Annotated in this window: 23 protein-coding genes; 6 read left to right on the top strand and 17 right to left on the bottom strand. The window is 71.0% G+C overall.

The features are described 5' to 3' along the window. Window positions 1-6: 6 nt before the first annotated feature. The 9 genes from COA17_RS08600 to COA17_RS08560 form a co-directional block, all read right to left on the bottom strand. Window positions 7-681: a flagellar basal body-associated FliL family protein gene (locus tag COA17_RS08600; protein WP_066486952.1), complete on the bottom strand. Its 675-nt coding sequence runs from the start codon at window positions 679-681 to the stop codon at window positions 7-9. A gap of 37 nt (window positions 682-718) precedes the next feature. After that, window positions 719-3,151, bottom strand: a complete 2,433-nt coding sequence (locus COA17_RS08595) for a flagellar hook-length control protein FliK (RefSeq protein ID WP_245857657.1) — start codon at window positions 3,149-3,151, stop codon at window positions 719-721. A gap of 216 nt (window positions 3,152-3,367) precedes the next feature. Continuing rightward, window positions 3,368-3,778, bottom strand: a complete 411-nt coding sequence (locus tag COA17_RS08590) for a hypothetical protein (protein ID WP_096611754.1) — start codon at window positions 3,776-3,778, stop codon at window positions 3,368-3,370. After that, on the bottom strand, window positions 3,771-5,120 hold the full coding sequence (locus tag COA17_RS08585; protein ID WP_096611752.1) for a FliI/YscN family ATPase: 1,350 nt from the start codon (window positions 5,118-5,120) through the stop codon (window positions 3,771-3,773). The genes COA17_RS08590 and COA17_RS08585 overlap by 8 nt, the downstream gene beginning before the upstream one ends. Next, window positions 5,120-5,884, bottom strand: coding sequence for a FliH/SctL family protein (locus tag COA17_RS08580; protein ID WP_066484495.1), 765 nt, complete (start codon window positions 5,882-5,884; stop codon window positions 5,120-5,122). The genes COA17_RS08585 and COA17_RS08580 overlap by 1 nt, the downstream gene beginning before the upstream one ends. Further along, a complete protein-coding gene (fliG, locus tag COA17_RS08575) occupies window positions 5,877-6,914 on the bottom strand; it encodes a flagellar motor switch protein FliG (RefSeq protein ID WP_066484497.1) in 1,038 nt (345 codons plus the stop codon). The genes COA17_RS08580 and fliG overlap by 8 nt, the downstream gene beginning before the upstream one ends. After that, the gene (gene fliF / locus COA17_RS08570) at window positions 6,911-8,668 is read right to left on the bottom strand and encodes a flagellar basal-body MS-ring/collar protein FliF (protein WP_070321832.1); all 1,758 of its coding nucleotides are present in this window, start codon (window positions 8,666-8,668) and stop codon (window positions 6,911-6,913) included. The genes fliG and fliF overlap by 4 nt, the downstream gene beginning before the upstream one ends. A 1-nt stretch (window position 8,669) precedes the next feature. Continuing rightward, on the bottom strand, window positions 8,670-9,032 hold the full coding sequence (fliE, locus tag COA17_RS08565; protein ID WP_066489678.1) for a flagellar hook-basal body complex protein FliE: 363 nt from the start codon (window positions 9,030-9,032) through the stop codon (window positions 8,670-8,672). Next, on the bottom strand, window positions 9,029-10,324 hold the full coding sequence (locus COA17_RS08560; RefSeq protein ID WP_096611750.1) for a sigma-54 interaction domain-containing protein: 1,296 nt from the start codon (window positions 10,322-10,324) through the stop codon (window positions 9,029-9,031). Before COA17_RS08560 ends, fliE begins: the two co-directional genes overlap by 4 nt. Before the next feature lie 307 nt (window positions 10,325-10,631). Here COA17_RS08560 and COA17_RS08555 point away from each other — a divergent pair, with 307 nt between their 5' ends. From COA17_RS08555 to COA17_RS08545, 3 genes are all read left to right on the top strand, one after another. Next, window positions 10,632-11,468 carry a flagellin N-terminal helical domain-containing protein gene (locus COA17_RS08555; RefSeq protein ID WP_096611748.1) on the top strand — a complete coding sequence of 279 codons (837 nt, stop codon included), beginning with the start codon at window positions 10,632-10,634 and terminating at the stop codon, window positions 11,466-11,468. Between the two features lie 177 nt (window positions 11,469-11,645). Beyond that, complete coding sequence (locus COA17_RS08550) at window positions 11,646-12,482, top strand: flagellin N-terminal helical domain-containing protein (protein WP_096611746.1); 837 nt, start codon at window positions 11,646-11,648, stop codon at window positions 12,480-12,482. A 219-nt stretch (window positions 12,483-12,701) separates the two neighbouring features. Continuing rightward, window positions 12,702-13,538, top strand: a complete 837-nt coding sequence (locus tag COA17_RS08545) for a flagellin N-terminal helical domain-containing protein (protein WP_096611744.1) — start codon at window positions 12,702-12,704, stop codon at window positions 13,536-13,538. Window positions 13,539-13,729: 191 nt separating this feature from the next. On the opposite strand, the gene COA17_RS08540 is transcribed toward COA17_RS08545, so the two are convergent. The 8 genes from COA17_RS08540 to COA17_RS08505 all read right to left on the bottom strand — a co-directional run bounded on the left by COA17_RS08540 (window position 13,730) and on the right by COA17_RS08505 (window position 19,921). Beyond that, on the bottom strand, window positions 13,730-14,497 hold the full coding sequence (locus tag COA17_RS08540; protein ID WP_066486508.1) for a sigma-70 family RNA polymerase sigma factor: 768 nt from the start codon (window positions 14,495-14,497) through the stop codon (window positions 13,730-13,732). Next, window positions 14,494-16,560 (bottom strand): flagellar biosynthesis protein FlhA, encoded by a 2,067-nt coding sequence (flhA, locus tag COA17_RS08535; RefSeq protein WP_096611742.1) that lies wholly within the window; start codon window positions 16,558-16,560, stop codon window positions 14,494-14,496. Before flhA ends, COA17_RS08540 begins: the two co-directional genes overlap by 4 nt. 1 nt (window position 16,561) lies before the next feature. Next, window positions 16,562-17,440, bottom strand: coding sequence for a flagellar biosynthesis protein FlgJ (locus COA17_RS08530; RefSeq protein ID WP_096611740.1), 879 nt, complete (start codon window positions 17,438-17,440; stop codon window positions 16,562-16,564). 57 nt (window positions 17,441-17,497) lie between these two features. After that, on the bottom strand, window positions 17,498-17,809 hold the full coding sequence (locus COA17_RS08525; RefSeq protein WP_066486502.1) for a hypothetical protein: 312 nt from the start codon (window positions 17,807-17,809) through the stop codon (window positions 17,498-17,500). Next, window positions 17,796-18,092, bottom strand: a complete 297-nt coding sequence (flgM, locus tag COA17_RS08520) for a flagellar biosynthesis anti-sigma factor FlgM (protein WP_082740622.1) — start codon at window positions 18,090-18,092, stop codon at window positions 17,796-17,798. The genes COA17_RS08525 and flgM overlap by 14 nt, the downstream gene beginning before the upstream one ends. 91 nt (window positions 18,093-18,183) lie before the next feature. Then, window positions 18,184-18,696, bottom strand: coding sequence for a flagella basal body P-ring formation protein FlgA (locus tag COA17_RS08515; protein WP_066486499.1), 513 nt, complete (start codon window positions 18,694-18,696; stop codon window positions 18,184-18,186). Then, window positions 18,693-19,229, bottom strand: coding sequence for a flagellar motor protein MotB (locus tag COA17_RS08510; RefSeq protein WP_245857582.1), 537 nt, complete (start codon window positions 19,227-19,229; stop codon window positions 18,693-18,695). Before COA17_RS08510 ends, COA17_RS08515 begins: the two co-directional genes overlap by 4 nt. Further along, the gene (locus tag COA17_RS08505) at window positions 19,226-19,921 is read right to left on the bottom strand and encodes a motility protein A (protein WP_082740569.1); all 696 of its coding nucleotides are present in this window, start codon (window positions 19,919-19,921) and stop codon (window positions 19,226-19,228) included. The genes COA17_RS08510 and COA17_RS08505 overlap by 4 nt, the downstream gene beginning before the upstream one ends. A gap of 220 nt (window positions 19,922-20,141) precedes the next feature. Here COA17_RS08505 and COA17_RS08500 point away from each other — a divergent pair, with 220 nt between their 5' ends. From COA17_RS08500 to COA17_RS08490, 3 genes are read left to right on the top strand one after another with little or no spacing between them, the layout of a single operon-like run. Beyond that, window positions 20,142-20,483, top strand: coding sequence for a flagellar basal body rod protein FlgB (locus COA17_RS08500; RefSeq protein WP_066486496.1), 342 nt, complete (start codon window positions 20,142-20,144; stop codon window positions 20,481-20,483). A gap of 3 nt (window positions 20,484-20,486) precedes the next feature. Next, window positions 20,487-20,900, top strand: a complete 414-nt coding sequence (gene flgC, locus COA17_RS08495) for a flagellar basal body rod protein FlgC (RefSeq protein WP_066486491.1) — start codon at window positions 20,487-20,489, stop codon at window positions 20,898-20,900. 2 nt (window positions 20,901-20,902) lie between these two features. Continuing rightward, window positions 20,903-21,634 (top strand): flagellar hook assembly protein FlgD, encoded by a 732-nt coding sequence (locus COA17_RS08490; RefSeq protein ID WP_096611738.1) that lies wholly within the window; start codon window positions 20,903-20,905, stop codon window positions 21,632-21,634. Window positions 21,635-21,682: the final 48 nt, after the last annotated feature.

Genomic DNA, 21,682 nt, shown 5'->3' with positions numbered 1-21,682 from the left:
GCCCGGTCACTGAACAACGAAATTGGTAAAGTAGACGTTACTGATCCCGCCGAATCCCTCCTTTTCCTTCAGAACGGCGTTGATCGCGCCCGCCAGCCGCTTCTGCAGCTGCTGTTTGCCCGCGCTGGTGAACACCTGGTCCTCGGTCGTGTCGCCCAGCGTCATCAGGATCGCGGAGCGTACCGCGATGTCGTTGGTCTTCAGATTGTTGATGACCTTGTCGTCATAGGGGGTCGAAATGGCGACGCCGACCTGGACGAAATGGATCGAGTTCTGGAGGTTGGCGGTGAACTCCTTCTCCATTGCATAATAGTTGGAGGCATATTCCTCCCCGCCCGAACCGTGCGGGGTGGGGGCGCCGACGTGCTCCTCCTTGGCCTCGCCCTCGCCGCCGCCATGTTCGCCGCCGCCGCCGCCTTCGCCGCCGCCGCCGTGCTCGCCGCCCTCGCCGCCGCCTTCACCGGCGCGCTTCTGCTCGGCCTTGGGGACCAGATGCGGCTTGTTGGGGTCCTCCTTCTCCTCGTGCTTGCCGCCGCCGCCGCCGACCAGCCCGGAGCCGGCGGCATACAGGCCGGCGCCGATGCCGCCGCCCAGCAGGACGACGACGCCGACGACGATCAGCAGGATCATCTTCATCTTGCCCTTCTTCTTGGGCGCGGGCGCTGCCTCTGTGTCACTCATGGTCGGGGTTCCTCACGGTCGTCTTGTCGAAAGAAGCTCAGGCGATGCGCTCGTCATCGTCGGCCGCGCTGTCGGCGGGGCCACGCGACGGGCGCGGGGCGGGCGCGGGCGCGCGGGGCGGCTGGTGCTGCCCCGACTGCTGATGCGCCTGCTGATGCGCCTGCGATTGCTGTTGCTGCTGGCCGGCCATCGCGGTGCGATCGCCGCCGGTCGCGGCCGGTGTCTGCTGCAGCTTCAGCCCGCGCGCCTCGGCCATGTCGGTCAGCTGCGGCTGCGCCTCCGCCAGCAACGCGCGGGTGCGCGGCTGTTCGGCGGTCAGCTGCACCTGAACGGTATCGCCGTCGCGGCGCAGCGAGATGTCGATCGCGCCCAGCGCATCGGGGACCAGCCGGATCGACATGTCGTTGGCATCGGCCATGTCGCGCAGCATCTCGATCCGCTGGATCATCGCCTCCGGCCAGCGCGGCTGGTTCATGTCGAGCGTCTGCTGTCCGGTCTGCGCTGCGGCGCCGGCGGCGGCGACCGGCGCGGTGAACGCCGGCGCGGGCAGCGGGGCGTCGGGCGCGGCGGGGCGATCCTCCCCCGTGACCGCGCGGTGGATCGCATCGGCGAAGGCGCGTGCGGCGGTGTCGATCGCGGGCGGTGCCTCGCCCGTGGCGCGTGGTGCGGCGGCGGGGGTGGCGGGGCCGGCGACCGGTGACGGCGTGCGGGCAAGGCGCGGGGCGAGTGTCGCGGCGGCGCCGGTCGTGGCGGCGGGCAGCGGCGTCGCGGCGACCTCCATCGCGGCCGGGATGACGGGTGCTGGCACCGGCGGTGCCGAATCGGTGACGATCGCGGCCGCGGCGGGCGGCGTGGCGGCGGCCGGCGCGACGGTCGCGACGGATGCGGCGACCGCCTGGGCAAGGCGGAAGTGCGGGATCGCGGTGGTGTCGATCGCGCGGAAGGCGGCGGATGCGCGGGGCGCGACGATCGGTACCGCGCGTGTGGATGCATCCGTGGTCGCCGTACCGTCCGGCGCGCGATCGGCGACGGCGGGACGCGCCCTGACGACCTGGCTGACGGGCGGGCTGACGACCGGGCTGGCGGGCGAGGGCGTAGCGGCGGCGGGCAGGGGGGCGGCCGGGGATTCGGCTGGCGCGTCGGCCACGGGGGCGGCGACGGCCGAGCGCGCGACCGGGGTGTCGGTCGGGGCGTCGGTGGGGGTGGGGGGCGGCGCGACGACGGGCGCCGGACCTGCCACGGCGGTCTGATCCGCGGTCCGGGTCGCGGCGGGCGGCGTGGCCGCATCGGCAGCGGCGACGGCGGGGGCCGCGATGGTGGTGGTGGTTGGAACGGAGGGCGGCGTCGCGGCGACCGGCACCGGCGCGTCGGCGTGCGTCACTGACTCAGCGGGCCCCGGTGCGGCGGTAACAGGCGCGGCGGCCGGCGCGGCGGCGGGCGGCACGACGGGCGATGTCGCGACCGGACCGGATCGCGCACGCACGGGCGCTGCCGCGGCGGCATGGCGCAGCGCGGCTGGCGCGGGCGCCGCGGCGATGGGTGCCGGCGTCACGACCGGTGCGGCGGGCAGCGGCACCAGCGCCGGGTCGGATGCGGGTGTCCGCGCCTGCGGTTCGGTGACGGGCGCGGCGGCGGGGCGATCGTCGCTCGGGACGACCGGCAACGGCCCGGGATCGGCGGTGCCGGGCGTATCGCTGGCGAGGGGGGCGTCGCTGGTGAGCGGCGCCGACGCGGGATCCTCGACCGCCGCGTCCGCGCGCGGGGCGTCGTCGGGGGTGGCAGCGGCCGCCTCCGGCGTGACGGCGACCGGCATGTCCGTGGGCGTGGCGGGCGCGTCCTTGCGCGCGGTGCGGATGGCGCGCGGCAGCACCGGCGGCACGATCGTGGCCAGCACCGGCGTCGGCGGCGTCGGCGGCGTGGCGGCGGGCGGCGTTTCCGCGTCCGCCTCCGCGGCGGGCGCGGGGGGAACGACGATCCCGGTGGCGTCGGCCAGCCAGGCGAGCGGATCGGCCGGCGCATCGGCACGCGGCGCGCGCGTCGCTGGCGCCGGCGCGGCGCGCGCGACCGGCGCTTCGGTGACCGGCGGCTGCGCTACGGGCGCGTCGGGCACGTGCGCGATCGGCGCCGTGTTCGGCGTCACGGTGAGTATCGGCACAGCCTCGGGCAGGACGGCGCCCGGCGCGGCGTCGGGCAGGACGGCGGGTCGCGCGGTGTCGGCGACCGGCAGCGCCGCGGGCAGCAGGGTGGGCGCAACGGCCGCTGCGGCGGGCAGCGCCGGCATCGCCGTGCCGGGGGCGGCAAGCGCCTGCCGGGCGGCATCGGGCAGCGTCGGCACGCCTGCGGCGCCGGGCATCAGCAGGTCGATGAACGAAACCGCCGCCGCCTCGCCCGGCGTACCGCCGGCGGCGGACACGGGCGATGCCGGAATCGCGATCGCGCCGGGGGCGGTCGTCAGCAAAAGGCTGGCCATCGTGGTCAAGGCGTATCCAGTCGCAGCGGGTTGAACCGATGGACGCGAGCGTCCGTGGACAAATCAGCAAGATGCGTGCCGTTTTGAGATTCGCGGCGGGCGACATGCGGTCGGCGTAGCGCGCCTCGCGACCGCCCCGTATCCGTACAAGCCATTGGATTCGCGGACCTCGCGGACGAAAGGGCGGCCCCCGCCCCGGCGGCGATCGCGCGTGGCTCAGCGCCGGCGGGTGGGCGCGGGCGCATCCTCCAGCGCCTTCATCTCGGCGCGGATCAGCTCCGCGCGGTGGCGATCGATCAGCTTTTCGACCGCGCTCTGGTCGCGGTGCGCGGCGCGCGCGGCCTGGCTGCGGCGGTCGGCGTTCATCTCGGCGGTGCGGACGCGCTCGACCGCGGCGTCGGCAGACCGGTGCAGCCGCTCGCGGAAGTGCGCGGCGGCGGCCAGATGCGCGGCGCCGGGGACCAGCGCGGGCTGCGGCGCGACCGCGGCGGCCAGCTGCGCGATGCGATGCGACAATTGCTGTTCGCTGGTCACCTGTTCGCGCGCGCGCGCTTCGTCCGCGCGCGCCAGGTTGAGTTGCAGCGTGCGGACGCGGTGCAGCCGCTGGAGCCGCTTGCCGTCAGCCATGCGTGCCGTCCGGCGCGTCGCCGAACACGCCGGTTAGTTCCGCCGCGGCATCCTCCAGCGGCACGATCTGGTCGGTGTCCTGGCGCACGAATTCCATGATCGCCGGGTGATAGGCGATCGCCGCGTCGATCGCGGCATCGCTGCCGGCGCGATAGGCGCCCATCAGCACCAGATCGCGATTTTCCTCATAGGTCGCCAGATGCCGGCGCAGCGCGCGCGCGGCCTGCTGGTGATCGCGCGGCACGATGTCGTTCATCACGCGACTGACCGACTTGGAGATGTCAATCGCGGGATAGACCGCACGTTCGGCCATCGCGCGGCTGAGCACGATATGCCCGTCGAGGATCGATCGCGCCGAATCGACGACGGGATCGTTACCGTCGTCGCCGTCCGCCAGCACGGTGTAGATCGCGGTGATCGACCCGCCGGTGTGGACGTCGGACCCCGCCCGCTCGATCAGGTTGGGCAGCATCGCGATCGCGGACGGCGGATAGCCGCGCGCCGAGGCCGGCTCGCCCAGCGCCAGCCCGATCTCGCGCCCGGCGTGCGCGACGCGGGTCAGCGAATCGATGATGAGCAGCACCTTCTTGCCTTCGGCGCGGAACGCTTCGGCGATCGCGGTGGCGCGCAGCGCGCCGCGGATGCGCAGCACGGGGGAATGGTTGGCAGGCACCGCGACGACGACCGCGCGCGCGCGCGCCTCCCCGGCCACTTTGGTTTCCAGGAAGTCGGCGACTTCGCGGCTGCGCTCGCCGATCAGCCCGATGACGACCACGTCGGCCCGCGCCGCGCGCACCATCATCCCCAGCAGCACCGACTTGCCGACCCCCGAACCGGCCATGATGCCGACGCGCTGGCCCTGCCCGACGGTGAGCAGCCCGTTGATCGCGCGCACGCCGACGTCCATCGGCGCCACCACGCGCCCGCGGTCGAGCGGCGACTGGATGCGCCCGGCCAGCGGCCAGTGGCCCGCGCCGCGGATCGGCCCCAGCCCGTCGATCGGGTTACCCGCGCCATCGACGACGCGGCCGAGCAGCGCGGCGCCCACCTCCGCCTCGCCCGGCGCTCCCAGCGGGCGCACCGGGGCGTCGGGCAGCAGCGCGGCGGCGCCGCCCAGGTTCATCATCAGCGTGCGGCCGTTGCGGAAACCGATCACCTCGGCCTCCACCTGATGCGTGCCCGCCGCGCCGATCAGGCAGACGGTGCCGACCGGCAGCGACAGCCCCACCGCCTCCATCAGCAGCCCGTCATACGACGCCAGCCGCCCCGACACGCGCGCGCGCGGGCGCACGTCCGCAGCGGCGAGCGCGTCGAGATAATCGCCGGCGTAGCGGTTGAGCATCACGCGGCGGCGGTTCTGGACGCGGGAAGGGGAACGCGCTCGATCGCGCCGGCAAGCTGGTCCAGCCACAGCGCTGGGCCGTCCTCGACAATGGTCGAGGCGGCTTCCAGCACGAAGCTGCCGCGCGCGATCGCGGCGTCGCCGACCGGGAAGATCGTGTCGGGCAGCAGCCCGTCCAGCAGCGCGACATCGTCGGGATGGACGCGCAGCATCGCCGATTCGTGCGCATCGGCCAGCAGGTCCGACGCCGCGGCGATGCGCGCCGCCAGCAATTCGCCCGACACGCCGTTCTCGCCGACCAGCTTGCCGACCAGCGCCAGCACGGTGCGGCGCAGCGCATCGGCCAGCGCCGCGCGGTCGATCGCGCCGCCCGCCTTCAGCTCGGCTGCGAGCGCGGTCATCATCGCGCGGTCGCGCTCCATGTCCTCGCGCGCGGCCAGCGTGGCGGCGGCGACGCCGTCCTCATACCCCTCGGCGCGCGCGACCTCGACGGGGTCGAGGAAGGCGCTGGGCTCGGCCGCGGCATCGAGCGGATCCCAGCCCTCGGTGGGATTGTCGGCGCGGTCGGCGGGGTGGAAATGGCGCGGCGCGGCGCCGACCGTCTCGGCGGTGCTGCCGCCGAACGCTTCCTCGATCCGCTGGATCAGTTCGGCAGGAGTGAAACCGGTCGGGGATTGATGCTCGCGGGTCTGCGCACGCACGCGCGAGGCCGCCGCCTCGTCCACGCGCGACGGCAGTCCGATGACGAAACCGTTGTCAGACATAATCGTCGTCGCCTGCCCCCATCTGGATCGTCCCGTCCTTCGCCAGGTTGCGCGCGATCTGGATCATCACCTTCTGCGCATCCAGCACTTCGCTCAGCTTCATCGGGCCGCGTGCTTCCATATCGTCGCGGATGCCGTCGGCGGCACGTGCCGACATGCAGCCCAGGATGCGGTTGCGCGCACTTTCCTCGACGCCCTTCAGCGCACGGGTCAGCGTGTCGCCATCGACGTTGCGGATCAGCGTGCCCAGGTTCTTGTCGTCCATTTCCAGCAGGTTCTCGAAGACGAACATCGCCTCCTCGATCTGCTTGGCCATGTCGCGGTCCATCTTGAACAGCTTGGGCATGACGCGCTGTTCCACCGACTTGCGCGCGCCCTGCAGCAGCTTGGCCGCCTCGCGCGCGCCGCCCAGTTGCAGCGACGTGCCCGCGCCGGTGCCGCCGCCGCTGGTGCGGTTGGCGATCAGCGTGCGCAGCATGTCGACCGCCTCGGGCGTGATCGGCCCCAGCCGTGCGATGCGGTGCAGGATGTCGGGCTGGACCAGCTCGGGCAGCAGCTCCAGCACCTTGCTGCCGACCTCGGCATCGAGATTGGCGATCATCACCGCGGCGATCTGCGGATGCTCCTTGTCGAGCAGCGCGGCGATCTCGGTCGCGTCGAGCCAGTCGAGCAGGTCGATCTCGCACACCGCCTCGGCCGGGGTGATGCGCGCCAGCACGCTTTCGGCCTTTTCGGCGCCCAGCGCGCGGGTCATCACCGATTCCACCTTGCGGCCGGGATCGAAGGTGATGCCGGTGCGCTGCCGCGCACACCCGACGAAATTGTCGAGGACGAGCTGCACCTCTTCCTCGCTGACGTCCGCCACCGCGAACATCGCGCTGCCCAGGTTGCGGACCTCGTCGGGTTCCAGCTTCTGCAGGATCGCGGCGGCTTCGTCGTCGCCGACCAGCATCATCAGCACCGCGGCGCGCTCCACCCCGGTGAAGGTGCGCGGCGGCGGGGTCGTGGCGGTGGCCTGTTCCTCGCTCATGACTTGGCGTCCGCGGCGATCATGTCGCGTACCGCGAGCGCGGCGCGCGCCGGATTGTCACGGGTGAAGCCACGCACCGCGTCGATCCGCTCGTCATAGCTGCGGCTGGTCTCGATCTGGTCGAGGCCGACCGGTTCGGACACCTCAATGTCGTCATCGTCGTCGTCGTAATGCGCGGTGGCGTCGTCGGCAGCGCCGGCGCTCGGGCCACGGCGCTTGCGGCGGCGCGCGGCGGGCGCGGGCAGTGCTTCGGCGGCGGCGGCGGGTGCCTCCTCGCGCTTCTTCATCAATGCCTTGGCCAGCGGGCGGACGCCCAGCAGCAGCACCAGGAGCGCGATGATGACCGCGGTGGCATTGCGCGCGATCATCGGGACCAGCGCATTGTCGTACCATTTCGGCGCCGCGGCCGGCTCGGTCGCCGAATCGGCGAACTTGCGGCTGATGACGGTGACGTTGTCGTTGCGCGCCTGGTCGAAACCGACTGCGCCCTTCACCAGATCGCTGATCTGGCCGATTTCCATCGCGGTGCGCCGGCCCTTGTCGGGATCACGCAGCAGCACCGCGACCGACAGCCGCTTGATGCTGCCCGGCGCGTTGCGGGTGACCGACACTTCCTTGCCCAGGTCATAGGCGCGCTGGAACGCATCGGACTGTTTCGCGGGATCGGGCGCGGGGCCGCCGGCGGTGGGCGCGGCGGGCGGTGTGCCGGGGTTGCCGGTCGCCGGCTGCGGCGTCGACAGCTGCGCGGCGGGCGGCGGGGTGTTGCTCAGCGCGCCGGGGATGCCGCCCGGCGGGGCGGTCGTCGCCTGGTTGCCGGTCCAGTTGCCGGTTTCGGCGCGCAGCGCGCCCTGCTTGTCATAGCTTTCGCGCGTCGCGCTGGTTTCGTCCAGATTGACGTCGGCCTGCACCTCGGCGGTGAAATTGCCCGCGCCGACCAGCGGGGTCAGCAGCTGGATCAGCTGCTGGCGATACTTTTCCTCGACGCGGCGCTGGAAATCGATGCGCGCGTCATTGGCGGCATCCGGTCCGCCGGCATGCTTGGTCAACAGGCCGCCGAGCTGGTCGACGATCGTCACCGCATCGGGCTTCATCCCCGGCACCGACGAGGCGACGAGGTTGACGATCGAGGAAACCTGCGCGTCGCTGAGTGAGCGCCCGCCCTGCAGCTTGAGCACCACCGATGCGGACGGCGCGGCATTGTCGCGCACGAACACGCTGGTTTCGGGCATGGCGAGGTGGACGCGCGCCTCCGCCACCGCGTCGATCTCCTGGATCGAACGGGCAAGTTCGGTCTCGCGCGCCTGGCGCAGGCGTTCGCCCTCCACCGCGCGGCTGACGCCCATCGGCAGCTGGTCGAGGATCGCATAGCCGCCGGGCGCCGCCTTCGGCAGACCCTGGCCCGCCAGTAGCAGCCGCGCCTTGGAATAATCCTCCTCGGCGACGGTCAGCGATCCGGTGGAATCGTCGATATGGCTGGTGATGTTCGCGGCATTGAGCGCGGTAGTGACGGCCGCCTTGTCGCTGTCCGGCAGGCCGGAGAACAGCGTCTTCTGCGGCGGGGTGGACAGTGCCGACCATGCCAGCGCGGCGCCGCCGATCAGGCTGACCATCAGCGCCATCGGCCCCGCGCGGCGTACCGCGGGCTGTGCGAACACGCCCTGGATCTGGCGCAGCGGATTGGCGAACCGTTCCGGCACCATCGTGACGGGCACCGGCTGCTGCGGCTGCGATGTGGGTGCGAGAGCGTTGCTCATGTTACACCGGCATACTCATGATGTCCTTGTAGGCGGACAGGATCTTGTTGCGGACCTGCAGCGTCGCCTCGAACCCGACCGACGCTTCCTGGCGGGCCAGCATCACCTTGGCGATGTCGACGGTTTCGCCGCGTTCGTAGGCTTCCGACAGCGCCGACGCCTTCTGCTGGGTCTCGTTCACCTTGCCGATCGCCGACTGCATCGTGTCGGCGAAGCTGGTGGCGCCGGTCGATGCGCCGACCGGCTCGGGCGCGCTTGCCCCCGCGGAGGCGTTGGCGCGGCTCAGCGCGGCGTTGCGTTCCAGGATTTGCGCGCGCAGCGCCATCACCCGGTCGACGCCGCCGATTCCGGCGACCCCGCTCATGCCGACATCGCCCGATCGGCGAAGCCGGCGCGGCCGGTGCCGGCGGCCAGATCGTCGCCCTGTTCGCGCGCCTTGGCGAGGCGGTAGCGCAGCGTGCGCTCCGAAATGCCCAGTCGGCGCGCGGTCTCGATCCGGCTGCCGCCGCATGCGGCCAGCGTTTCGCGGATCGCGGCGAATTCGGACAGTTGCACCACCTGACCCAGCGTTGCGTCCTCCGCGCCGACGGCGGCGGGGCCGATCGCGGCGGGGGCCGGGGCGGGGCGGTCGAACACGATGTGCCCGGCCTCGATCGTGTCGCCGCCGGCGAACAGCAAGGCGCGCTGGATCACATTCTCCAGCTCGCGCACGTTGCCCGGCCAGTCGTGCGCCAGCAGCGCGGCGATCGCCTGGTCGCTGGGCCACGGAATGGTCGGGCGGTTGCCGGCGTGGCGCAGGATCATCGTCGCGGCCAGCGCGGGAATGTCCTGCGGCCGGTCGGCCAGCGCCTTGGTGGTCAGCGGGAACACCGACAGGCGGTAGTAGAGGTCGGCGCGGAACCGCCCGGCGGCGACTTCGCCCTGAAGATCGCGGTTGGCGCAGGCGATGACGCGTACGTCGACCGATTGCGGCATCGTCGCGCCGATCGGCACTACCTCGCGCTCCTGCAGCACGCGCAGCAGCTTGGCCTGCAGGTTGAGGGGCATTTCCGCGATCTCGTCCAGCAGCAGCGTGCCGCCGTTGGCGGCGCGGAAGAAGCCCTCGCCGCCCGACGACGCGCCGGTGAACGCGCCCTTCTGGTGGCCGAACAGCATCGCTTCCAGCATGGTTTCGGGCAGCGCGGCGCAGTTGATCGCGACGAACGGGCCGTCGCGGCGGTCGGAATTGAGGTGGATCGTGCGCGCCAGCACTTCCTTGCCGGTGCCGGTGGGGCCGTTGATGAGGACGGTGATGTCGGCCTGCGCCACGCGCTCGGCCAGCGCCAGCAGCGCCAGCGTCTCCGGGTCGGCGGCGGTCGGCAGCTCCGGCCCGCCGACCAGCGCGCGGGCGAAGGCGTTGCCCACTGCGGCATCGGCATGGCCATAGGCGATCCGCGCCGGCTGCCCGTCGCGGAACGGCAGGACGGTGCGCCCCTCGCTGCCGACGATCAGCGTGCGCGCCGGGGCGGCCATCGCTTCGCCGTCCGCGACCAGGAAGGTCGTGGCGGCCGGCGCGCGCGTGCCCGGCGCTTCCACCGAAAAGCCCTGCGCCCGCAGCGAGGAGACGAGCGTGAGATGCTCCCGCTCCACGGTGGCCGACGGCATGATCGATCGCATGATCTTCGAATCCCTCAATCTGACGAGGGTTGGAATGCGACCGAAATGGTTAACGCCGGGTATCATTTGCCGTCCGGCGGCAGATTTTTTCCGGGCGCGCGTACCGGTGCGTCGCGTGCCCTCGCGCGGGGGCGTATCGCGCGCGCGCGAGGTGCCCCGATTGGCCGGCAACCGGCAAGCCCCGGCAGGGGGCCGGCAAGAATTTTCCTAAAGACCGGCAAAACCCTGCCGTTTTGCTGGTCAGACGGCGCGGATCACCTGCCTTCCGAGGGGGCTGGCGGGGTTAGGCGACGCAGGAGACCATCCCATGACCGTAATCAGTTCGAACACCTCGGCGCTGCGCGCCAGTAACGCATCCGCGCTCGCCAGCAAGGACCTGACAACCGCGATGCAGCGGTTGTCGACCGGCAAGCGCATCAACTCGGCGAAGGACGACGCCGCCGGCCTGGCGATCGGCGCGTCGATGACGTCGCAGATCCGCGGCATGGCGCAGGGCATCCGCAACGCCAACGACGGCATCTCGATGGCGCAGACCGCCGAAGGCGCGCTGGACGAGGTCGGCAACATGCTGCAGCGCATGCGCGAACTGACGGTGCAGGCCGCCAACGGCAGCTACAGCTCGACCGACCTCACCAACATCAAGAGCGAAATGGACCAGCTGGCCAAGCAGGTGAACGGCGTGATGACCAACACGCAGTTCAACGGCGTGGCGCTGTTCCCGGCGACCGCCGCGACCAAGTCGATCCAGGCCGGTGCCGAGGGCGCCGACGCGATCAGCATGACGTTCCAGGCACCGACGATCAGCAGCGCCGTCACCGCCGGCCCGCCCGCGGTGTCCGCGGTCGACGTGACCGCCGCGTCGCCGAACTGGACGACCAACATCGACGCCTTCGACACCGCGATCGCCAACGTGTCGAACAAGCGCGCGGAATTCGGCGCGGTGCAGAACCGCATCGAATCGGCGGTCAACAACATGACCACCAACATGACCAACCTGACCGACGCGCGCAGCCGCATCGAGGACGCGGACTTCTCGACCGAGACGACCGCCCTCGCCAAGGCCCAGATCCTCAGCCAGGCGTCGACCGCGATGCTGGCGCAGGCCAACCAGTCGCAGCAGAGCGTGCTCAAGCTGCTCCAGTAACGGCGCGGATCCGACGGTCCGGCATCACGCGGCCCCGCCGGCGATCGCGCCGGCGGGGCTTCGTCATGCCCAGCTGAAAAAAAGGCCTAAAGTCGCATCAACCATGGTCGTTTGTGGTGTCAGCGACGGTCCGACGCCTCGGGGGCGGCGGCGGCGCGACAACCACGGAGGGTCACGATGACCGTTATCGCTTCCAATACCGCGGCGCTGCGCGCCACCAACGCATCCTCGCTCGCCAGCAAGGACCTGACGACCGCGATGCAGCGGCTGTCGACCGGCAAGCGCATCAACTCGGCGAAGGACGATGCCGCCGGCCTGGCGATCGGCGCGTCGATGACGTCGCAGATCCGCGGCATGGCGCAGGGCATCCGCAACGCCAACGACGGCATCTCGATGGCGCAGACCGCCGAAGGCGCGCTGGACGAGGTGAGCAACATGCTGCAGCGCATGCGCGAACTGACGGTGCAGGCCGCCAACGGCAGCTACAGCTCGAACGACCTCACCAACATCAAGAGCGAAATGGACCAGCTGGCCAAGCAGGTGAACGGCGTGATGAGCAACACGCAGTTCAACGGCGTGGCGCTGTTCCCGGCGACCGCCGCGACCAAGTCGATCCAGGCCGGTGCCGAGGGTGCCGACGCGATCAGCATGACGCTGCAGGCGCCGACGCTGAGCAGCGCGATCGCCGCTGGCCCGCCGGTGGTGTCTGCCGTCGACGTGACCGCCGCGTCGCCGAACTGGACGACCAACATCGACGCCTTCGACACCGCGATCGCCAACGTGTCGAACAAGCGCGCCGAACTGGGTGCGGTGCAGAACCGCATCGAATCGGCGGTCAACAACATGACCACCAACATGACCAACCTGTCCGACGCGCGCAGCCGCATCGAGGACGCGGACTTCTCGACCGAGACGACCGCGCTCGCCAAGGCGCAGATCCTGAGCCAGGCGTCGACCGCGATGCTCTCGCAGGCCAACCAGTCGCAGCAGGGCGTGCTCAAGCTGCTCGGCTAACGACCGGCTCGTCTGCACCGGCGCCCTTCGCCCCCGAAACTGGGGCGTTGGTGTCGACCGGAACCCCGTCGCTCGTCAGGGGCGGCGGGGTTCTTTTCGCCGACGTGCAACAAAATCCTAAAGCGTGCCCGATGACGGCCGTTTCTCCCTGCAGCGACGATCCAATGCCCGGCCCGATGCCTGGCGGCGGCGGCGGCGCAGCACTTCAGGGAGGTCCCGATGACCGTTATCGCTTCGAATACCTCGGCGCTGCGCGCCACCAATGCCAACGCGCTCGCCAGCAAGGACCTGACGACCGCGATGCAGCGGCTGTCGACCGGCAAGCGCATCAACTCGGCGAAGGACGATGCCGCCGGCCTGGCGATCGGCGCGTCGATGACGTCGCAAATCCGCGGCATGGCGCAGGGCATCCGCAACGCCAACGACGGCATCTCGATGGCGCAGACCGCCGAAGGCGCGCTGGACGAAGTCGGCAACATGCTGCAGCGGATGCGCGAACTGACGGTGCAGGCCGCCAACGGCAGCTACAGCTCGACCGACCTGTCGAACATCAAGAGCGAAATGGACCAGCTGGCCAAGCAGGTGAACGGCGTGATGAGCAACACGCAGTTCAACGGCGTGGCGCTGTTCCCGGCGACCGCCGCGACCAAGTCGATCCAGGCCGGTGCCGAGGGCGCCGACGCGATCAGCATGACGTTCCAGGCGCCGACGATCAGCAGCGCCGTCACCGCCGGCCCGCCCGCGGTGTCCGCGGTCGACGTCACCGCCGCGTCGCCGAACTGGACGACCAACATCGACGCCTTCGACACCGCGATCTCCAACGTGTCGAACAAGCGCGCGGAATTCGGCGCGATCCAGAACCGCATCGAATCGGCGGTCAACAACATGACCACCAACATGACCAACCTGACCGACGCGCGCAGCCGCATCGAGGACGCGGACTTCTCGACCGAGACGACCGCGCTCGCCAAGGCGCAGATCCTCAGCCAGGCGTCGACCGCGATGCTCTCGCAGGCCAACCAGTCGCAGCAGAGCGTGCTCAAGCTGCTCGGCTAAGCGACGGGTGGGGCCGCTGTCCCCCCGCGGCGGCCCGTAACCGCTGACGCGCGACACCCCGGCGACCGATTTGTCGGCCGCCGGGGTGTCGTCGTGTCCCTCATTCGCCGCCCTCGACGGTCGGCTCGTCGGGATCGCCCGGCCATGCGATCGTCTCCGGCGGGGCAGGGCAGCCCCGCGCGGACAACGCCTTACCCCGCGCCGCGCTGCATCGCCTTCTTCAGCCGGGCGTGCGCCGATGCCTTGATCTGGCAGACGCGCGCCGACCCGACGCCGAGCACCTGGCCGATTTCCTCCAGGTTCAGTTCCTCGACGTGATACAGCTGGATGACCATCTGTTCGCGCTCGGGCAGCGTCGCGATCGCGGCGATCAGCCGGTCGCGCGTCTGCGCCTCCGACAATTGCTCGAACGCATCGGGCGTGTCGCTGGCGAACCACGGCTGGTCGTCGGCATAAACTTCGTCGATCGATTCGTACTTCACCGCCTCGGCGGCGGCATATTCGGCGCGCATCTTCTCGACCGTGACGCCCAGCCGTTCGGCCAGTTCGCGGTCGGTGGGCGCGCGGCCCAGTTCGCCCGACAGATGGTTGACCGCGCGCGCATAGTCGCGCCGCCGGCGGATCGCGCCGCGCGTCATCGCCGCATGACGGCGCAGCTCGTCGATCATCGCGCCGCGCAGCCGCGTGACGAGATATTGTTTGAGCGTCACCTGCCCGCGATCCTCGAACGTGGCGATCGCCTCGACCAGCGCGACCAGCCCGACCTGGATCAGGTCCTCCACCTCGATCGCGGTCGAGACCGAGCCGTGGACATGCCACGCCAGCCGCCGGACCAGCGGCAGGTGCGTCTGCACCAGCGCATTGTCGTCTCGCGCGCGCGCGCGTGGACTATAAGTGAGCGGAGCGGACTCCAGCGGGGTCGCGTTGGCGAACGCGCCCTTCATCGGCTCGGCGCTCATGCCGCCAGCGCCGGCTGCGGGGTGTGGCCGCCAATGATCGCGACGACTTCAACGGCCTTGTCCTCGGGGACTTCGAAAAAGCTCATGACGGGCGTATCCGGAAGAACGGTGCGGACGAGTTTGCGGATCGCCAGGCGGATCGCGGGCTGGACGACCAGTGCGAACGGCTTGGCTTCCGCGATGAGCGGCTGGGCCGCGGCTTGCAGGGCGTCGACGATGCGGCGCCCCAGTTCGGGTTCGATGACCTGGCGGCCGGGATCGTTGCGCATCGCCTGGCCGAGCAGCTGTTCCAGCCCGCCCTCCAGCGTCATGACGCGCAGCGGCTCGCGCACGCCGGCCAGCCGCGCGATGATCAGCGGGCCGAGGTCGGGGCGGATCAGCTCGACGATCTCGCCAGCGTCCTGGCTGCGCGGCGCGGCGATCGCGATCGCCCCGGCGATGCGGCGGAATTCCTTGAGCGGGATGCCCTCCGCCAACAGGCCGCGCAGCACGCCGGTCAGCGTGGTCAGCGGCAGCGTGGCGAGGCTGGCGGCCAGCTGCGGCGCGCGCTCCTTCAACCCGTCGAGCAGCGACTGGACCTCGTCGGCGCCCAGCAGGTCGGCCGAATGCGCGCCCAGCGCATGGTTCAGATGGGTGGCGATGACGGTGCCCGAATCGACCACCAGATAGCCCTGGCCGGTCGCGACGTCGGCGTCGCCGGGCGAGATCCACGTCGCCTCCAGCCCGAAGGTCGGATCCTTGGCCTTCTTGCCGATCAGCTCGCCGAAACCCTGGCCGGTGTCGAGCGCCAGCATCTCATCGGGCGACACCTGATCCTCGCCGATGCACACCCCGCCCAGCATCAGGCGATAGGTGTAGGGCGGCAGGTTGATGTCGTCGCGCACGCGCACCTGCGGCACCACGAAGCCCAGTTCCTTCGACAGCTGGCGGCGCACGCCGGTCAGCCGCGCCATCAGCGGCGCGCCGCGGCGCTCGTCGACCAGCGGGACCAGCCCGTAGCCGACGTCGAGGTTGACCATCATCGCCTCGGTCACCTCGTCCCAGCCGATCTTCGACGGATCGGGCGCCTCGACCGGCGCGGCCGGCTCGACGATCTTCGGGCGCTTGGCGATCTGGTTGAGCTTCCACGCGGCGAAGCCGGCGGTGGCGGCCATCGGCAGGATCACCAGATGCGGCATCCCCGGCAGCACGCCCAGCAGCGTCAGGATCGCCGCGACCGGCGTCCAGGTGCGCGCCGAGCCGAACTGGCTGCCGATCTGCCCGGCCAGATCCTTTTCGGACTTCACGCGGGTGACGATGGCGGCGGCGGCGATCGACAGCAGCAGTGCCGGCACCTGCGCGACCAGTGCGTCGCCGATCGCCAGCATCGTATAGGTCTGCGCCGCCTTGCCGACCGCCATGCCATGGCTGACCGGGCCGAGGATCAGCCCGCCGACGATATTGGCGGCCAGGATCAGCAGCCCGGCGACCGCGTCGCCCTTCACGAACTTGGACGAACCGTCCATCGAACCGTAGAATTCGGCTTCGGTCGCCACGTCGACGCGGCGCTGCTTGGCCTCGTCGGGGGTGATCAGGCCGGCGTTCAGGTCGGCGTCGATCGCCATCTGCTTGCCGGGCAGCGCGTCCAGCGTGAAGCGCGCCGACACTTCGGACACGCGGCCCGCGCCCTTGGTCACCACGATCAGGTTGATGATGACGATGATCGCGAACACGAACAGGCCGACGACATAGTCGCCGCCGATCACGAACGATCCGAACGCCTCGATCACGTGCCCCGCCGCGGCCGACCCGGTGTGGCCGTGCACCAGCACGACGCGCGTCGAGGCGACGTTGAGGCCGAGCCGGAACAGCGTGGCGAACAGCAGCACCGTCGGGAAGGCGGAGAAGTCGAGCGGGCGTTCCGCGTTCAGCGCCACCATCAGCACGGCCAGGCTGATCGTGATGTTCATGATGAAGAACAGGTCGAGCAGCGCCGCCGGGATCGGCACCACCATCAGCACGACCAGCAGCAGGATCGCGGCGGGCAGCGCGGCCTGACGCGCGTTGTGGAGCAGCTTCACCAGGTCAGCCCCCCATGCTCGCCAGCATCATGTACGCCAGGCGGGCATGATCGGGGGAGGGGCGCAGCATGCTGTTATTGGCCGCGGCGGCCGACTGGCCCGCCGCCGCCTGGATCCGGCCGAGCGTGGAACTGGCCCAGGCGAGCGCGTCGCTGGCGCTTTGCCCCGCGCCGGTCACCACGGTGGCGTCGTCGCCGATCGCCAGCGCCTGCGCCGCGAACTGCATCGCGGTGGCGGCGGCACTGCCGGTGCCCGCGCCCGCCGATGCGGCGCCCGCGCCCAGCTTGTCCGCGAACCGCTGGTACACGTCCGACAGCGATCGGGCGGAGCCGTCGCGTTCGAAGAAGACGTTGCGGTTGGCGCGCGCGGCGGCGGGGAACAGCGACGCGGCGCTGCGATCGGGGTTGCCCTTCATCGCGGACAGGAAAGTGCGCGCACCCCCCAGCCCCAGGAAATGCGCCATGTACAGGTCGGTGCCGGTCGCGGCGCGGCCGGTCACCGCCTCGATCCCGTCCTTGTTGTCGCCGGCATGTTCGGCGGCCATCAGCGACGCGATCTCGGGATTGTTGCGCAGCCCCAGGATCGCGGCGCGATTGCCGCCGGTGACGGTGAAGCGGCCCGACCCGGTCTGCTGGATGCTGTCCGCGGCCCAGCCCAGTCCGTGTTCGGCGCCGTGTTTCTTGACCACCGACAGCCAGCTCTGCTCGATGAACTGGTACAGCCCCGATGCGGAGGAGGTGCCCGCGCGCGCGGTGGCATTCAGGCCGCTTTCCAGCTTTGCCTGGCCCAGCAGATAGTCGAAGTCGATGCCGGTGCGCTGGGCGGCCCGCTGGATCGCGGACGTCACGCGCTGGGTCGTCGGGGAAATCGCTGACACGGTCATATGCCGCAATCAGCAAGAGGCGTGCCATTTCGCCGCGCGGCGCGCGGGTGGCGCGGATCAGGCGTAGGCGACGCTGCCGCGGCGATAGGCGTTGCCGCCCTGGCCGGAAAGAAGCTGCAGGCGGCGGCGGACATTTGCCGCCATCAGGTTGACGTAGATGCGGCAGGTGTCGTTCAGCCGGTCCGCTTCCTCGGCGAGCGCGCGTACCTCGGGCGAGGCGGGGCCGTCGCCGAGCGCGCGCAGCGTCTCGATCGCGGTCAGCTTGTGCGCGGTGGCGCGTTCCAGGGCGTTGAGGTCGTTGGCCTTGAGCGCGGCGATCTCGGCGTGGAGGAGATCGATCACGCGCACCAGCGCGTCACGCCTGTTCATGCGACATCCAATCGTATTTCAGCGCGATAAGCTGGTCGGCGATCGTCGCTGGCGACAAAGGGAAGGTGCCGTTGGCGATCGCGGACTTGATCGCGGCGACCCGCTCCGAATCGACCGGCGGCTTGGTCGCCATCGACCGGGCGAGCGTCTGTGGCGCCTGCACGCCGGGAAGAGACGACGCTGGAGCGTCGGTCGTCACCGCCGGAGCCGCCGCGACGCGCGCGACGTTGGCGATCCGAAGATCTCCTGCCCTGATCGTGTTTGAACTTACCGAGTCTACCATGTCCGCACCCATCCGGTTCCGCTGACACCGGCAGAAACGACCATCGGGGCGGTGACTTTAGCACTTTTTTATAGCGGTCATTGTGGCGCGATCATTCCGGCCATCCCGGCAGGGTCGCGCGGCCCGCCGCGACGGCCACCGCCTGCACCGGACGCGGCGTGTCGTCGACCTTCACCATCAGCCGCGCACCGGGGGCGGCATCGCCCATCGCGACGCCGTCGCGGGTGATCGAAAAGCCGTCCGAACCGGCCTCGATCGTCACCGGATCGCCGCGCCGGATCACCGGGGCGGCGGGGACGGCGGCGGCCGGTCGCAGCGCCGGCGTGGCGGCGGCGGGCGCGGCGCGCGGCGGGGCGAGCACGGGAACGAAGATCCGCCAGCTGGGACCGGCGCAGGCGACGACGACCGCGTCATGCGCATCGGTGCGCCACGACATCGCCACCATCGGGCAGGTCGCCAGCCGCAGCCGCGGATCGACCGGCGCGCGCGCTCCGCCCAGCGCACCGATCGGCTGCGCGGTGAAGGCGGCGACCGCGCGGTCGAGCGCGGCGGTATCCTGGAAAGCGGGCGCCGCGGCGGCGGCGAGGAGGAGCGGCAGGATCATGGACGTTTCCCCTGGGAAGCGACGGACGGATCGCCCGCGAAGGCGAGCGTGACGATGACCGCGCGGCGCCCGGGGCGCAGCGCGGCGGCGATATCGATGCGCGCGTCGGGCACTCCGGCGCGGGCGAGCGCGGCGACCAGCGTGCGTGCGCGATCGGCGGCGAGCACCGCGCCGCTGCCGCTGGCCGCGTCGACGTCGCCATGGCCGGGGACGGTGTCGGCGACGCCGGTGACGGTCAGCCGCACGCGCGGATCGCGCAGCTCGGCACCGGCCCAGGCGGCGAGCGCGGCGGGGCTATACGGCAAATCGGCCCTGCCGGGGGCGAAGCCGTCGATGGCATTGCCCGCGACCGGCATCGCCGGCGCGGTGACGCCGAAGCCGGCGGCCAGCCCCTCGGCCAGCCGCCGCGGATCGAGATCGCGATTGGCCTGGAGCAGCACGAAGAAGCCGACCAGCAGCAGCGACAGGTCGGCCAGCGTCACCAGCCACAGCGGGCGCGCGGGGGCGGGCAGGGGCAGGTCGTCGGCGGTCATGCCGCATCCTCCTCCGCGATCGGCGTGGCGGGAGCAGCGCCATCACGCTGCGGCACGAACGAGACCGGTCGCGGCGCCTCGCGCGCGGCCAGCGCGGCGAGCGGCGCGGCCAGCCGCAGCCGCTCCAGCGCCTCGGTCCGTGCGGCGGTGCGCAGGCGGGTCGCGATCGGCTGCGCGATCAGGTTGGCGAGCAGCGCGCCATACAAGGTAGCCAGCAGCGCGATCGCCATCGCGCTGCCGATCGCGGCGGGATCGGTCATCTGCGTGAACATCGCGACCAGCCCGACCAGCGTGCCGACCATCCCCATCGCCGGCGCCGCCTCCGCCGTGCCGGCCCATACGTCGGCGGCGATCCGGTGGCGTTCGACGCGCGCGCGCTGCGCGGTGTCGAGCGCGTCGAGCAGTGCGGGCACCGGCGTTCCGTCGACGATCGCGGCAATGCCCAGCGCGACGTCGGGATCGGCGACGACGGTGCGGTCCAGCGCCATCGCGCCGTGGCGCCGCGCGATCCGCGACAGCGCGGCGATCTGTTCGACCAGCGGGCCGGCATCGAACCGCCGCCGCAGCAGCACGCGCAGCGCCGACAGCGCGCACGCGACATCGGCGAGCGGGGTGCGCAGCAGCGTCGCCAGCACGGTGCCGCCACCGACGATGGCGAGCGCGGCGGGATCGAGGAAGGTGCCGGGTGTCATGCGCGATCCCCCTGCAATCCGCGGGCCAATCCGCATGCGCTGACGGACGGCGACCGCGACGGCGCGCGGACGGCAAGATCGTTGCCGGCAACCGGCAAAGGCTTGCCGCCGCTGCTGCCGTGCGGCGCCCCGGCGGCGATTCGTTCCCGTTGCGCGGCATTTGGCACGCCCCTTGCTGATACCTCGGCGAGCACCTGTTCGTGCGAAGGAGGATCGGCCCATGGCTGACGGATTGTTCGGAATTCATGGCAGTGCGCTGGAGGTGCGTTCCCAGCGCATGGGCGTGCTGGCGTCGAATATCGCCAATGCGTCCACCCCCGGTTTCAAGGCCCGCGACCTGGACTTCCGCACCGCGCTGGGCGCGGTGGAGGCGGGCAATGCGGGCGGAATCGACGGCGCGGTGCGCTATCGCGTGCCGACCACCCCGTCGATGGACGGCAATACGGTGGAACTGTCGACCGAACAGACCGCCTTCGCCGAAAACGCCGTCCAGTATCAGACGACGCTGTCGTTCCTGAACGGGCGGATCGGCCAGATCACCCGCGCGCTGAAGGGGGAATAAGCGATGCCCACGGGTTCCCCGCTCACCATCTTCCAGGTCGCCGGGCGCGCGATGTCGGCGCAGCTGACGCGCATGAACACGACCGCGTCGAACCTGGCCAATGCCGGCAACGTCGCGACCACCGCGGACGGCGCGTACAAGACGATGAAGCCGGTGTTCCGCACCAGCTTCGACGCGGCCAGCGGCATGTCGACCGTCGACGTGCAACAGATCGTCACCGCCGGCGAGGCGCCGACCAAGCGGTACGACCCGGCCAATCCGCTGGCCGACAAGGACGGCAACGTCTTCGACGCGGCGGTCGATGAATCGCGCGAGCTGGTCGACATGATGGAGACCGCGCGCAGCTACCAGAACAATGTCGAGGTGATGGATACGGCCAAGAAGCTGATCCTCGACACCATCAAGATGGGTCGCTGATCATGGCAAGCAATTCGCTCACCCTCACCTCCCAGGCGGCCGCCGACGCCAGCAAGAGCAGCTACGACGCCGCGCTGGCCGCGGCGGGGATCACGCGCACCGGCGCGCAGGCGAACACCGCCGCCAAGGGCAACAAGACTACGCTGGGGCAGGAGGACTTCATCGCGCTGATGACCGCGCAGCTGAAGAACCAGGACCCGTTCAAGCCGGTCGAGAATACCGAGATGGTCGCCCAGATGGCGCAGTTCAGCAGCGTGGCGGGCATCAGCGACATGAACAAGTCGCTGGCCGCCATCTCCGCGCGGCTCGGCGCGACCAGCACCGCCGATGCGATGTCGTTCGTCGGCCGCACCGTCCTGACCGAGGGCAAGACCGCCTATGAGCGCAGCACCGGCGGGATCGCCGGCGCGGTCGAACTGGGCGGCGCGGCCAGCGACGTCAACGTCGCGATCGCCGACAAGGACGGCAAGATCGTCAAGAACCTACAGCTGGGCGAGCAGCCGCAGGGCACCGCGACGTTCGACTGGAACGGCAAGGACGACGCCGGCAACGCCGTCGAGAACGGCCCCTATACGATCATCGTCGAGGCGGCGAACAAGTCCGCGATCGTCGCCGCCACGCCGCTGGTGTGGGCGCCGGTCCAGTCCGCCACGCTGGTGCCCGGCGGCGAGCCGGTGCTGAATGTCGCCGGCCTCGGCGAGGTCAAGCCGGCTTCGGTCCGCAAGGTCACCTGACACCCCCATCCACGAACCTGCCATCACATCGTTACCGCGAGGAGTTTA

Source organism: Sphingomonas ginsenosidimutans, from assembly GCF_002374835.1.
Lineage (GTDB): Bacteria > Pseudomonadota > Alphaproteobacteria > Sphingomonadales > Sphingomonadaceae > Sphingomonas > Sphingomonas ginsenosidimutans.
This window is presented reverse-complemented; position numbering and strand designations above follow the sequence as displayed.